Annotated in this window: 9 protein-coding genes and 2 pseudogenes; 9 read left to right on the top strand and 2 right to left on the bottom strand. The window is 57.7% G+C overall.

Translation table 11 applies throughout. The annotated features are described in order from the left end of the window. The first annotated feature begins 115 nt into the window (after window positions 1-115). The 5 genes from ehuB to QFZ91_RS25375 all read left to right on the top strand — a co-directional run bounded on the left by ehuB (window position 116) and on the right by QFZ91_RS25375 (window position 4,611). The gene (ehuB, locus tag QFZ91_RS25395; protein WP_429568844.1) at window positions 116-1,006 is read left to right on the top strand and encodes an ectoine/hydroxyectoine ABC transporter substrate-binding protein EhuB; all 891 of its coding nucleotides are present in this window, start codon (window positions 116-118) and stop codon (window positions 1,004-1,006) included. 32 nt (window positions 1,007-1,038) lie between these two features. Beyond that, window positions 1,039-1,689 carry an amino acid ABC transporter permease gene (locus tag QFZ91_RS25390; RefSeq protein ID WP_429568843.1) on the top strand — a complete coding sequence of 217 codons (651 nt, stop codon included), beginning with the start codon at window positions 1,039-1,041 and terminating at the stop codon, window positions 1,687-1,689. Continuing rightward, a complete protein-coding gene (locus QFZ91_RS25385) occupies window positions 1,686-2,348 on the top strand; it encodes an amino acid ABC transporter permease (protein WP_429568842.1) in 663 nt (220 codons plus the stop codon). Before QFZ91_RS25390 ends, QFZ91_RS25385 begins: the two co-directional genes overlap by 4 nt. A gap of 118 nt (window positions 2,349-2,466) precedes the next feature. Then, the gene (locus QFZ91_RS25380) at window positions 2,467-3,186 is read left to right on the top strand and encodes an amino acid ABC transporter ATP-binding protein (protein WP_429569136.1); all 720 of its coding nucleotides are present in this window, start codon (window positions 2,467-2,469) and stop codon (window positions 3,184-3,186) included. Between the two features lie 279 nt (window positions 3,187-3,465). Beyond that, on the top strand, window positions 3,466-4,611 hold the full coding sequence (locus tag QFZ91_RS25375; protein WP_429568841.1) for a porin: 1,146 nt from the start codon (window positions 3,466-3,468) through the stop codon (window positions 4,609-4,611). Window positions 4,612-4,765: 154 nt separating this feature from the next. Here the strand turns inward: QFZ91_RS25375 and QFZ91_RS25370 are convergent, their stop codons facing one another. Beyond that, on the bottom strand, window positions 4,766-5,305 hold the full coding sequence (locus tag QFZ91_RS25370; RefSeq protein ID WP_429568840.1) for an Lrp/AsnC family transcriptional regulator: 540 nt from the start codon (window positions 5,303-5,305) through the stop codon (window positions 4,766-4,768). A gap of 177 nt (window positions 5,306-5,482) precedes the next feature. Between QFZ91_RS25370 and mdeB the strand changes: the two genes are divergently transcribed. The 4 genes and pseudogenes from mdeB to QFZ91_RS25350 all read left to right on the top strand — a co-directional run bounded on the left by mdeB (window position 5,483) and on the right by QFZ91_RS25350 (window position 11,014). Then, a complete protein-coding gene (gene mdeB, locus QFZ91_RS25365; RefSeq protein WP_429568839.1) occupies window positions 5,483-8,197 on the top strand; it encodes an alpha-ketoglutarate dehydrogenase in 2,715 nt (904 codons plus the stop codon). 22 nt (window positions 8,198-8,219) lie between these two features. Next, window positions 8,220-9,049 (top strand): annotated as a pseudogene (locus QFZ91_RS25360) (thiamine pyrophosphate-binding protein); the annotation flags it as partial. A 485-nt stretch (window positions 9,050-9,534) separates the two neighbouring features. Beyond that, window positions 9,535-9,726, top strand: coding sequence for a hypothetical protein (locus QFZ91_RS25355; protein WP_429568838.1), 192 nt, complete (start codon window positions 9,535-9,537; stop codon window positions 9,724-9,726). After that, window positions 9,719-11,014, top strand: a complete 1,296-nt coding sequence (locus QFZ91_RS25350) for a recombinase family protein (RefSeq protein WP_429568837.1) — start codon at window positions 9,719-9,721, stop codon at window positions 11,012-11,014. Before QFZ91_RS25355 ends, QFZ91_RS25350 begins: the two co-directional genes overlap by 8 nt. An 80-nt stretch (window positions 11,015-11,094) precedes the next feature. Here the strand turns inward: QFZ91_RS25350 and QFZ91_RS25345 are convergent. Then, window positions 11,095-12,774: pseudogene (locus tag QFZ91_RS25345) on the bottom strand (phage integrase family protein). Window positions 12,775-13,201 lie beyond the last annotated feature (427 nt).

Raw genomic sequence — 13,201 nt, 5'->3', positions numbered from 1 at the left:
GTCTTGGTCTGTTCGTTCCACCCGGGTAAATACGGGCATCACTTGGAATTTGGCGTATTGACGTGCCTAGTATGCCAAGTATACTTTGCGCACTAACAAAAGGAAAGGAGACGTTATGAGGATCTCGGTATTGAGCAAGCGGGTGGCGCTTCTTTTGGCAGCAGCCGTGACAGTGGTCAGCACCGGTGTTACGGTTGCAAGAGCGGAATCCACCGATGATAAGGTTCTTCACGATGGAAAAATCACGATTGGCATCCACAACCAGGTTCCCTGGGGATACCGCAACGCCGATGGCACCGTTGCTGGAGTCGGCCCCGACATGATCCGGGCGGTGCTTGGGCCGCTTGGCGTGAAGAAAGTTGACTTCGTAATCGTGGACTTTGATGCGCTTATTCCCAGCCTGCTCTCGCGGCGTATTGACGCCGTCGCGTCAGGATTGGCAATCACCCCCCCACGTTGCAAGCAGGTGATTTTTAGCAATCCTGATTTGGCAATCGGTGATGCCATTCTCGTGAAGAAAGGTAACCCGCTCAATATTCACAGCTACGCCGATGTCGCGAAAAATCCGGCGATCCGCATGGCGGGCGGGCGCGGAAGCTCGGCTGTCGAACATGCCATCTCCGCAGGCATTCCAAAAGACCGGATACTTTTGCTGAAGGACGTCGAGTCTTCCGTCGGCGCATTGTTGGCAGAGCGGATTGACGCGGATACGGAGTCCAGCTCCACTGTAATCAATGTACTCAAGGATCCTAACGTCGGCGCCAAGCTTGAACGGGCTGTCCCCTTTACTGGCCTCGTTGTCAATGGGCAGCAGGTAGCGAATTACGCGGCAATCGCGTTCCGGCCAGAAGATGCAAAGCTGCGGGATACCTATAACGAAAGTCTCGCCAAAATAAAGGCTGACGGGACGGTCAAAAAGATATTTGCTAAATACGGTTTCAGCGATACCGAGATCGCTCCGAGCGATATGTCTGCAAAAAAGATCTGTGGCGACGATTTTCGATAAACCAGTGACCCGGATTTTTTCAAGGAGGGAAAATGAATTTTCCCAATGTCATGCTGGGGATCTATAAAGGGTTTGGGGTCACTGCGACCGTTACCATCCTTGGTCTCCTATATGCGATTCCGTTTGCCATTTTTGGAGGAATCCTTCAGAATTTTTCGAGCGGCTTTACTCGCAAGGCCATCACCTTTGGCATCGAATTCTGGAGGAGTTCGCCGGTTATTGTGCTCCTCTATGCTTTCTACTACACGCTACCGGCATTTGGTCTCTACTTGTCCGGCGTGACGGTAGGCGCACTCGTCCTCGGGTTGAACTCGGGCGCGTACAGTAGCCAATCTGTCCGCGCCGCATTGCAGTCGCTTCCGCGTGGGCAATGCGAAGCGGGTCTCGCTTTGGGCTTGAACCGGGCGGAAACACTGTTTCTCATCGAGTTGCCGCAGGCGATAAGGGCGATGATCCCGGCCTTTATCAATGATTTGATTCAGTTGATCAAGGGAACTGCATTGGTATCACTTATTACGTTGGCGGATATGACGTTTCGCGCAAAGGAAATCGCGCAGTTGAGCTACGATCCTTTGTTGATCTACTCGAGCCTTCTGCTTGCTTATCTTCTGCTCTGTTATCCAGTGACCATCTTCGGGCGCTACCTTGAGAAGTCGCACGGAAGTCGGCGGGGGAGAACATGAACTTCGATCTTGCTTTCGCATTGCGAATCATACCGCAAGTACTCGACGGCATCGGCAATACTCTCCTTGTAGCCATCCTTAGTTTCATTGGTGCGCTTACACTTGGTTTTGTCTGGGAAATGTTGCGCCGCTCAAGCAGTGTAGTCCGCCCGGTCGTCCAGTTTATCGTCGATGCAATCCGGTCTACGCCTGCACTCGTTCAGATTTACTTTCTCTTTTTTGTTCTGCCCTACTATGGTGTGACGCTACCCGCATTGTTCGTCGGGGTTTTTGGTCTGAGTTTTTATTATTCGGGATATATGGCTGAAGTGTTTAAGGCCGGCATAGACGCTGTTCCCGTTGGACAGTCAGAAGGGGCAAAAAGTCTCGGACTCAACTGGTTGGATACGATCGCTTTCGTAATTGCGCCGCAGATGTTGCGAAATGTCGCGGCTCCATTGGGAGCCTATTCAATCGCGATCCTGAAGTCGACGCCCTACCTGTCAGTGATCGCAGTGCCCGAGATGCTCGGCAGCGCAATGGACGTCGCTTCAGATACCTATCGTTACGCCGAACCAATGCTGGTTGCGGGGATTCTCTTTCTCGCGCTGGCGCTCGTCGCCGTCGCCCTGGTTGCGCGCGTAGAGCGACTTCTCGGGGTTACCGTCGCGCAGCGGTAAGCAGGTCAGAAAAGTAAATCGTATATAAGTTGTTGTGGAGGACGACATGGCATCCCAATTGACGCGCCCACTCGCTATCGCGAGTGTCGGCGCACAAGCATCTCCAATTGCTGTCCAAATGGAGAAAGTTTCAAAATGGTATGGAAACTTTCAGGTTTTACGTGAAGTCAGTCTGGGTGTGCAATTTGGCGAAAAAATCGTTGTTTGTGGTCCCTCCGGGTCCGGCAAATCAACCTTGATCCGATGCATCAACCAGTTGGAGACCCACCAGGAGGGTCGAATCATTGTCAACGGCGTGGAGATGCACGCGCGCATGAAAGGACTGGCCGCGTTGCGTCGCGACGTCGGCATGGTGTTTCAGCAGTTCAATCTGTTCCCGCACATGAACGTACTGGACAACTGCACATTGGCCTTGCGGAGAACTCGAAAGGTATACCGGGAAGAAGCAGAATCTGTTGCTATGGAAAACCTGCAGCGTGTACGGATTCCGGATCAGGCAAAGAAATTTCCGGCGCAATTGTCGGGCGGGCAGCAGCAGCGCGTCGCGATCGCGCGCGCACTCTGCATGAAGCCAAAAATCATGCTATTCGACGAACCCACGTCCGCGCTTGACCCGGAAATGATCAAGGAGGTATTGGACGTCATGACAGGACTTGCCACCGACGGCATGACGATGATCTGTGTGACACATGAAATGGCCTTTGCGCGCGAGGTCGCGGACCGGGTAGTGTTTATGGACGCAGGGGAAATCATCGAGTGTGCGGGACCTGAAATATTTTTCAGGAGTCCGACTCATCTGCGCGCAAAGCAGTTCCTTAGCCAGTTGTTGCATAAATAGCACGACACACTCTCTAGGCGAGATAGCGCCCGAATTTCATGTCAGCAACGACGAAGTGATGAATAGTCGAAATCAGGCAATGGCGCTTGTCAGGCAATCTGGATGCGTGAATCGATAGGACCGGTCGAGGAGTGATTTCAAGCCGCGTTAACGAAACCTCAGGTAAGGGAGCGAAGACGTCGAGGCAGTAGCGCGTAAATAACTTGCATCGTGAAGGTGCTTGGGAGCTAGTTCGCAGTACAAATAAAACAACGCTTTCTTAGCTTTTGGAGACATTAGATGAAGATGAAACTGCTTGCTGCCTCGATTCTCGCCGCGATTGGAGCTTCCGCATATGCGCGGGGCTCGGTTACGTTGTACGGTCTGTTCGATGAGGGATTCGATTTCACAAACAATGCGTCGGGAAGCAAGGCCTACGAACTTCAGAGCGGCTATGTTCAGGGTAGCCGTTGGGGTCTGAAAGGTAGCGAAGATCTCAGTGGTCAAGTGAGCGCAGTGTTTCAGATTGAGAACGGCTTCAACGTCAACAATGGAAAGCTTGGCCAGGGCGGCCTGATGTTTGGGCGTCAAGCGTATGTCGGCCTATCGAGTTCGACTTATGGCAAGCTTACGTTCGGTCGCCAGTATGACTCTATTGTCGACTACTTCTCGCTGACGACAGCAAATGGAAACTGGGCAGGTTACCTGTTCTCGCACCCGTACGATAACGATAACACAGACGGTACCTTCCGGGTCAATAATACGGCGAAATATACCAGTCCGAATTTCGGCGGCTTCCAATTCGGTGGCACTTACAGTTTCTCAAATGACACCAATTTTGCCAACAATCGCCAGTATAGTTTTGGGGCACAGTATGCGACCGGAAGCGTCCTGATCGCGGCATCCTATCTGCAGGCAAATAATCCATCCTCAACCGCGACCGGAGCGATCAACAACGGCGGCGATGAAAATTTTGTGGGTGACCGGCTGCGCGTCTTTGGCGCAGGTATTAACTACTATATCGGAAGCGCCACTTTCGGCTTTGCCTACTCAAATGTGGATGTAAAGAATCCGGTGAATTCCGGGTATGTGGGTGCAATCACGCCTGTTAGCGGCCCTGCATCTGACCTCCGCTTCCAGAACTTCGAAATCAATGGCAAGTACCAGTTTACCCCAGCATTCTATGTTGGCGCGATGTACACCTATACACATTCGAAGATGATCACTGCGGCGGCCAGTTACCATCCGAACTATCAAACAGTCGGGCTCATGGGCGACTACAACATCTCAAAACGAACCGACGTTTATCTCCAGGGGGCTTACCAGCATGTAGGAGGCGATAAAACGGGTTCAGTGCTGGACTTCGCGTATGTACCCGGTGCTTTTGGTGTTTCCTCGGGCAATAGCCAGCTCGTTCTGCGACTCGGTCTGCGTCATAAATTCTGATCAATTCGGATGATGCGAAATCGATCAATCCGACGGTCTTGAAGACCTACGTCAGGTGGCAAACTCGCCTTCAGTGTAAGGGCGAGAAAACGGCTGGCCGTCGGAAAACGGGTGTTATCGAGCCAGCGCGTGACGAGGTCGGGACTGTGCCAGTTCAAGTCCACTCTTGAGGCGCTTCCTCTCCACTTGGCAACGTGAGTCCGGAGGTCGGCAATGGCAGAGCCGTCTTGTAGCGCACCTGTTTAAGCGCAAAGCTGGAGCGGATGTTTGAGACGCCGGGTATCTTCGTCAACCATTGCACAATAAAGTGCTCAAGGCTCTGCATGTCGGGCACTACAACCCGTAGCAGATAGTCGGCATCGCCTGTCATCAGATAGCACTCCATCACTTCGGGTCGATCCGCGACCTCCCTTTCAAAAACGCGTAGCGCGTCTTCCACCTGTTGCTCCAGGCTGACCTGAATGAACACATTGATACGCAACCCGAGTGCTCCAGCGTCGAGAAGGGTGACGTGCTGCCGGAACAGGCCGAGCTTTTCAAGTGCTCGTACGCGATTGAAGCAGGGCGTGGGTGACAGGTTAACTGCGCGCGCGAGCTCAGCGTTCGTGATGCGTGCGTTGTCCTGCAACTGGCGCAGGATTGCGATATCCGTGCGGTCCAGGCGGCGGTTCGGGAGCTTTGTTTCGGACGTCATAGTATGGGAATCTCATGCAAGGGCTCGAATCCAGAATTTATACCCTATCTGAACTGAAAACGACCAGCAAAAGAGACGCACATTTTGCGAAGAGATAGCTAAGCTCTTCTGACACGATCGAACTGCCCGATTCAACCCGCACGAGTATCAAATCTCAATGTATAGTCCGGAGTTGCCATGACCGATTTATCGAGCGGTGTTCAGCCCGCTCTTACCCTCAATCAACCCCGCATCGACGACGATCCGCAGGAGACTGCCGAGTGGATCGCTGCACTCGATGGCGTGGTGCGGCATGTCGGGCTCGAGCGCGCCCAGTATCTTTTCGACCGCCTGGCCGCGCACGCGTTGTCGGGTGGCATTGCAACAGCGCGTGCGAATGTCACGCCTTATACGAATACCATCCCGCTCGGCCAGCAGCCGCCGTTTCCAGGTGACGTCGATACCGAAGAGCGACTCGCCGCTGCAGTGCGCTGGAATGCGCTTGCGATGGTGGTGCGAGCGAATCGGGCTTACGGCGAACTTGGCGGGCATATTGCGAGCTACGCATCGGCGGCGGATCTCTTCGAAGTCGGCTTCAACCATTTCTTTCGCGGTGCGAACGATGTGCATGGCGGTGACCTCGTCTATTTCCAGCCCCATTCGTCGCCGGGCGTGTATGCGCGCGCATACCTGGAAGGTTTCCTGAGTGAGCAGCATCTGGAGCACTACCGTCGCGAGATCGCGGGTCCGGGCCTGTGTTCGTATCCGCATCCGTGGCTGATGCCTGACTTCTGGCAGTTTCCAACGGGATCGATGGGCATCGGCCCAATTTACTCGATCTACCAGGCGCGTTTCATGCGGTACCTGCAGAACCGTGGTTTGCTCAAGACAGAGGGCAGAAAGGTATGGGGCTTTTTCGGCGATGGCGAGATGGACGAGCCCGAATCGATCGGTGCGTTGTCGCTCGCCGCACGCGAGGGGCTCGACAACCTCGTTTTCGTGATCAACTGTAATCTGCAGCGGCTCGATGGTCCGGTGCGAAGTAACGGTCGAATCATCGACGAACTTGAGGCGCAATTCACTGGCGCTGGCTGGAACGTCATCAAGGTGGTTTGGGGTTCTGACTGGGACGCCCTTTTTGCGCGCGATCGCACCGGGGCGTTGTTGCGTGCGTTTGCGCATACCGTCGATGGACAGTTTCAGACCTTCTCGGCCAATGACGGCGCCTACAACCGCGAGCGCTTCTTTGGACAGAACGAGGAACTGGCTGCGCTTGCCGCGCATCTGAGCAACGATGACATCGACCGTCTGCGCCGGGGCGGACATGACGTACGGAAGCTGTATGCGGCGTACGACAAGGCACCAAAGCATGGTGGTCAACCCACTGTCATTCTCGCGAAGACAATGAAGGGCTTCGGCATGGGCTCGATCGGCCAGGGCAGGATGACCACGCATCAGCAGAAGAAGCTCGACGTCGAACAACTGAAGGCGTTTCGCGATCGATTCCGCTTGCCCCTTTCCGACGAGGACGTCGAGCAGCTGCGATTCTATAGACCCGCGGACAACAGTCCGGAAATGCGGTACCTGCATGCCCGGCGCGAAGCGCTCGGCGGCTATCTGCCCCGCAGAAGGACAGCCGCGTCGCAGACGCTGCCTGTCCCTGGATTGTCGGCCTGGGGGCAATTCGCGCTGGAAGCCAGCGGCAAGGAAATGTCTACCACAATGGCGTTCGTGCGGATGCTCGGCAGCCTTCTGAAAGACGCGTCGCTCGGCCCTCGCGTTGTTCCTGTGGTCGCCGATGAGGCACGCACGTTCGGTATGGCGAATCTGTTCCGGCAGGTCGGGATCTATTCGCCGCTCGGGCAACTGTACGAGCCCGAAGACATGGGCTCGATGCTGTACTACCGGGAGGATACGGGCGGACAGATACTGGAAGAGGGCATTTCGGAGGCGGGCGCTGTTTCCTCCTGGGTAGCCGCGGCGACGTCATACAGCGTGCATGATCTGCCCATGCTGCCGTTATACATCTACTACTCGATGTTCGGTTTCCAGCGCATTGGTGATCTGATCTGGGCTGCGGCCGACCAGCGTGCGCGTGGCTTCCTGATCGGTGCGACGGCGGGCAAGACGACGCTCGGTGGCGAAGGTTTGCAGCATCAGGACGGTACGAGCCATCTGGCCGCCTCGACGGTACCTAACTGTCGCGCCTATGATCCGGCATTCGCGTACGAGGTGGCCTTGATCATAGATGAAGGCATGCGCGAAATGATCGAACGTCAGCACGATGTGTTCTATTACCTGACGGTCACGAACGAGAACTATGCACAGCCTTCGCTTCCGGATGCACCGATCGAAAGCGTTCGTGAAGGGGTGCTTAAGGGCATGTATCCGCTTGACGCGACATCCGTCGATCGCGCAGAGGTCCAGCTGCTCGGTTCGGGGGCGATTCTGGGCGAAGTGCAGGCCGCCGCGCACCTGCTGAAGGAAGACTGGAACATCGAAGCTTCTGTGTGGAGCGTCACAAGCTTTACCGAACTGCACCGGGACGGTGTCGCAGCCGAGCGCACCGATCGTTTGTTCGACGAGGATCGCGCTCCCGGTCCGTACGTGACGTCTGCGTTGTCTCCCACTCGAGGGCCTGTAGTCGCAGCAACAGACTATGTACGTGCTGTGCCGGAACTCATTCGTGCGTATGTACCGCGGCGCTATGTGACGCTCGGCACCGATGGCTTTGGACGCAGTGACACCCGTGCAGCCTTGCGAGCTTTCTTCGAAGTCGACCGGCATTCGATCGCAATTGCTGCGCTGAAAGCGCTTGCGGACGACGGTGCAGTAGCGGTCGAGATCGTCAGACGGGCTGTTGATTGCTATGGCAAGCATGACGGGAACCGCGCGGCACCGTGGCAACGGTGATCCGCTCAATGTGGAACTGAAAATGAAGATTGCGGGTTCAGAGATGCAACAGGTTGCAAAAGCCGGCGCTTCGAGCGCTTCGCGCAGGGACGACCATGCATCGGGAGCACAGATCGTCTTGTCCGTCTTGCGTAGCGAGGGCGTGGACACGGTTTGGGGATATCCAGGCGGTGCCGTCCTGCCGCTTTACGACGCGCTCCAGGAAGCCATCGATATCACCCATTTGCTGGTTCGCCATGAACAGGCTGCCGTGCACGCGGCGGATGGTTTCGCGCGCGCAACGGGAAAGGTCGGGGTAGCGTTGGTGACATCGGGCCCGGGCGTGACGAACGCGGTGACGGACATTGCGACCGCCTATTTCGACTCCATCCCGGTGGTGGTGATCTCCGGCAACGTGCCGACACAGTCCATCGGAACCGATGCCTTCCAGGAGTGTGACGCTGTCGGAATTACCAGGTCGATCGTCAAGCATAACTTTCTGGTTCTGGATGTCTCGCAACTGGCGAAGACGCTGAAAAGCGCGTTTCATATCGCCCGCACCGGACGCCCCGGACCTGTACTGGTGGATATTCCCAAAGACGTGCTTCAGGCGAAGACGCCATTGAGCATACCTGAACGCGTCACGCTGCGATCCTACCGTCCGCGCACGGATCCTCATGCTGGACAGGTGCGTCGGGCGGCCAAGCGCTTGCGCGCTCAGAAAGGCCATGCATTCTTGTTGGCGGCGGAGCGGTCGCATCAGCTGCAGGCGAGGAGGTTGTGGAGCTCGCGCGGCGACTCGATGCACCGGTGACGAACACGTTGATGGCGCTTGGCGCCTTTCCCGGTTCAGACAGACGAAGAGGTGGCCTCGCCTGTTCGGACAGGGACCCGAGATTTTTAAGTGGAACCGCCGGGGCGTTCATGCTGCCGATTTGATCGCAGGCAGCGTCGCGAAGTATGCCTCATCCGGCGTGCGGTCTTCCAGACTCGAATGAGGTCGTCTCTGGTTGTACAAGCCGTCAACACAACGCCCATATCACCGAGTCAAGGAAAGTCCTCTATCGTTGGCACCCGTGGTACGGGCACACGGTATGGATTTTCACCACGATAGAAAGGAAGAACGGCGAGTCAGTACTCCGCTGTGCGCGAGAGCCGTTCGACACGGCGGGGTTACTGGAGGTGCCGCATTGGATGTTCGATCCCATTGCCTGCTGCCGCATTACTTCTGCAACGTCTCCCGCCGTCAGCTGTGAAGCATTGAGAGAACTGAAGCACCTGCTGGCGCAGGCTCCTGCTGCCGGGCAGCGCGGTATGTTACAAGCCGAGCACCATCCTTTGCTCCGTACAGGAGGCTGATGCGACCCCAGACCAGCCCGCAACCGCGCGGTCAACTCGACCTGTTTCATCCTTTTCCGAAGACGCCACAATGGACGCACCTGCCGCAGGAGGTCCGGCAGGAGACGGTGCGTTTGCTGGCGCAACTGCTGCGACAACACCGTCGCGGCCGGTTCGCCATCGTACACGAGCCGGAGGTGCGCGATGAGTGACAAGATTCGGCCACAGCATCTGACGCGCAAGGCCATGCTGTACGTGCGCCAGTCGTCGGCCTATCAGGTCAGCCACAATCTGGAGAGCCAGAAGTTGCAGTATGCGATGCAGGATCGTCTGCACCAGTTGGGCTGGAACGAGATCGAAGTGATCGACGAGGATCTGGGGCGCTCTGCGGCCGGAACACAAACGCGCACGGGCTTCGACCGAATGGTGGCAGAGGTCTGTCTTGGGCACGTCGGCGCAGTTGCCGCTCGCGAGGTTTCGCGATTTGCGCGCAACAGTCGCGAGTGGCAGCAGCTGGTTGAGGTGTGCCGCATCGTCGACACCGTGCTCGTTGATCAGGAGACCGTGTACGCGCCACGGCAGAGCAACGATCGTTTGCTGCTCGGCTTGAAGGGTAGCCTGAACGAATATGAGCTGGATCTGCTGCGTCACCGTTCGCTCGAAGCTCGGCGGGAGAAGGCCAAACGTGGCGAACTCGTCGTCGCGGCGCCGGTGGGCTACTGCAAGACTGAAGACCAGCGCCTGGAGAAGGATCCGGATTTGCGCGTGCAGGACGCCATTCGCTCGGTGTTCCGCCAGTTCGGTGCGATTGGATCGGTGCGTCAGACGTTGTTATGGTTCCTGGAGCACGGCCTGCAGTTGCCGGCATGCACTCCGCGCGGCGAAATCCAATGGAAACGGCCGCGCTACGGGACGGTGTACCGGATTCTGACCAACCCGATCTACGGTGGCGCGTATGCGTACGGCAAGACCGAATGCAAGATCAATTACGAAGGCGGGGAACAGCGCAAACATGATCGCCGGAAACCTCGGGATGAGTGGCTTGCGCTCATTCCCAATGCTCACGACGGGTACGTTCCGTGGGACGAATTCGAGCGGATCCAGCGCGCGATCAATGGCAACCTGCGTCTGGCCGGACACGCCGGCGCCCCAAAGAACGGCGAGGCCCTTCTGGCGGGACTGTTGCGCTGTCGGCGCTGCGCAAGCAAGCTGACGTTACACTATACGGGTAACAGGCACGACGCCTTGCGCTATAGCTGTCAACGCGGCTGGCTGGACAAGGGACAACCGCGGTGCATTGCGTTCGGTGGCACGCGCGCGGACGCGGCCATCGCCGAGGCGGTCCTGCAGGTCGTTCAACCAGCGGCAATTGAGGCGGCAATGGTGGCGCGCGAAGAAGAGACCCTGAAGCAGGATGAAGTGCTGGCCGCGCTGCAGCGGGATCTGCAAGCGGCACGCTATACCGCCCAACGCGCGCAGAAACAATACGACGCTGGCTAAAAGTGCCCAACGCCCATAAATGGAAAAATTTCTGCCAAAAACCGCGCCAGGCGGGGCGCTGGACGCGTGCGCGCATGTTGCTAAGCGGCCGGCCGTCGTGTGAAGATCCGCTCGATCTGATGCGCGCGCTGTACTTCATCGTCATCGAGATAGATAGAAGTCGTCGAAATTGATGCGTGGCGCAGGTTATCGCGCACGGTCGTAAGCGATGCACCGTTGGCCAATGCGTTTGTCGCATGCGTGTGCCGCATCCAGTGCGGCGTGGCGCGTCGCAGCTTGTCTGCGAGCGGCGGATGGTCGGCCTCGATGGTATCGGCCGCTCTATCGAAGAACCGGCGCAGCATCTGCCTCAGGCGCGGCGTAGTGATGCCGCCGGGCTCATCGAGGTGGCCAAGTAGTGGTGTATCGGGCGCCCATCGGTCGGGCGTGACAGGCAAACCACGTTGCGCCAGATACTGGTCCAGCGCAAAACTCGCGAGCGATGGGAGCACCACCTTTCCTGGTTTTGCTCCCTTGCCGGTGAGGTGAAGCCAGCGCTCACCGCGAGCGCCGGTTTCAATGCCGTTGAGTGTAACGCCGACAAGTTCAGCTGCCCGCAGGCCTGTCGCATAGCCGAAGTCAAGCACGAAACGCAGGCGCTGCGCGGCCGGTACCGCCCAGCCATACGACCACTCGAGCCCATCGGCGATCGTGCGGACCAGTTCCCATTAGCTGGCCGTGAAGGCCCGGGAACTGTCCAGTTTGCCTTTGCGGCGCGCACCTCGCACCTTGAGACCGGCAAATGGATTGGCGAGCACGTAACGCTGGTCGATCAGCCAGCGGAACATTGCACGCAGAATCGAGAGTGCGTAGGCGATGGAATCAGGTGAGAGCGTGCCCGTGAACGGCCGCCACTCGAGCGAGGACCGCGGTCGCGCGGGTGCGACCCAGCGGGCGCGTGGCGCGGGATGACGCAGGAAGGTGCGATAGGTAGTCGCATCTTCGCTGGTCAGCGACGACAACGCCTTGCCGCGCTCGGCAATGGCCCACAGCAGCAGCCGTTCTGCCTCGCGGCGATAGGCGCGCTGGGTGTCGTTGGCTTCGTGCCGTTCGAGCCATGCGTTGATGGCCTGCCAGTCGTTATCGGCCTCAAGCGCACACATGGATTTCGGCGCACGAAAAACGCCGTGCGAGCCATCGACTTCGCGCGGTACGCGGATGTTTTCCCAGGACGCGACAGGCTCGGGGGCCGCGACCACGACCAGTGCACGCGCCCGCTCAGTGAGTGCCGGATAAGCGGCAAAGAATGCTTCGATACGGCGCGCGCTGCGCTCACCAAGTCCGGGAACCGCAAGCCACCAGCGCCGCCGGCGGGGAATGCGCACGGTCAGATCCGCTAGCGTACGGATGCCATGCTGATGCAGGACAGCTGCGACCCGCACCGGCAGCCAGATGTCGACCGGGTCGGTGACCTGGGGTTGCGGGGCCTGCAGCGATGGCAGCATATCCAGCGCCAGGGTGGCCGCCTTGCGATAATACTCACGCTCATTCGCGGGGCACTGGAAAAGCCTTGCAAGATCCTCGCGGTGACGGTTGAGGGCGAATTCGACGATCTGTCGGCGAACGCGGCCGATCACGCCGCGCGCTGACTTTCCATCTCTGAGCGCATCAGGGTGATAGCGCTCGACCGCTTCGCGCGAGCCCATGCCTGCGTACCATGCGCGCAGCATGGATACAGACGGCGTATCGGGAAACGACAGGGGCGGATCGATGTTCGGCATCCTGCGATTACAGATTCGGCAGCGTGAAGGTGAGACGGCCATGTGTGACGGATTTTTCAAAACCTGAGTTTTGTCCTAAAATAGCGGTCTATCGCTAATAAGCCTTAGCGATAGGGATGCGTAGCGCTGTCCTCGCAATTGCCCGCGGCAGCCTCCTTACTTTGTTGAACAGGAGCCAGCAGGGAACTTGCGCTTTCCCGAACACTATTGCAAAGTGCCCGTTATTGCAGAGCACTAGGGGAAACCGATTTGAACGTCGAGGGCTGCGCAAGTCACGCCCTCGCGGACGTGGCTCATCACGAGAAATCAAAATAGTATTCCCGACACACTTATCAAACAACGCATCGGATGCACCAGAAATGGGGTCCCCGTGATTTGCATGCCGTTTACCGGCTTAGCGCCATCCAGGCGCGACAAGGGTTTCCGG

This window comes from Paraburkholderia sp. JPY419 (assembly GCF_050435705.1).
Lineage (GTDB): Bacteria > Pseudomonadota > Gammaproteobacteria > Burkholderiales > Burkholderiaceae > Paraburkholderia > Paraburkholderia youngii.
Note: the sequence above shows the minus strand (reverse complement) of the source record. Positions and strands in the feature narration are given on the sequence as shown.

Coding starts and splice junctions, on each gene's coding strand:
- QFZ91_RS25350 (WP_429568837.1), top strand. CDS start 9,719: ATGAGTGACAAGATTCGGCCACAGCATCTGACGCGCAAGGCCATGCTG.
- ehuB (WP_429568844.1), top strand. CDS start 116: ATGAGGATCTCGGTATTGAGCAAGCGGGTGGCGCTTCTTTTGGCAGCA.
- QFZ91_RS25380 (WP_429569136.1), top strand. CDS start 2,467: ATGGAGAAAGTTTCAAAATGGTATGGAAACTTTCAGGTTTTACGTGAA.
- mdeB (WP_429568839.1), top strand. CDS start 5,483: ATGACCGATTTATCGAGCGGTGTTCAGCCCGCTCTTACCCTCAATCAA.
- QFZ91_RS25370 (WP_429568840.1), bottom strand. CDS start 5,305: ATGACGTCCGAAACAAAGCTCCCGAACCGCCGCCTGGACCGCACGGAT.
- QFZ91_RS25355 (WP_429568838.1), top strand. CDS start 9,535: ATGCGACCCCAGACCAGCCCGCAACCGCGCGGTCAACTCGACCTGTTT.
- QFZ91_RS25390 (WP_429568843.1), top strand. CDS start 1,039: ATGAATTTTCCCAATGTCATGCTGGGGATCTATAAAGGGTTTGGGGTC.
- QFZ91_RS25385 (WP_429568842.1), top strand. CDS start 1,686: ATGAACTTCGATCTTGCTTTCGCATTGCGAATCATACCGCAAGTACTC.
- QFZ91_RS25375 (WP_429568841.1), top strand. CDS start 3,466: ATGAAGATGAAACTGCTTGCTGCCTCGATTCTCGCCGCGATTGGAGCT.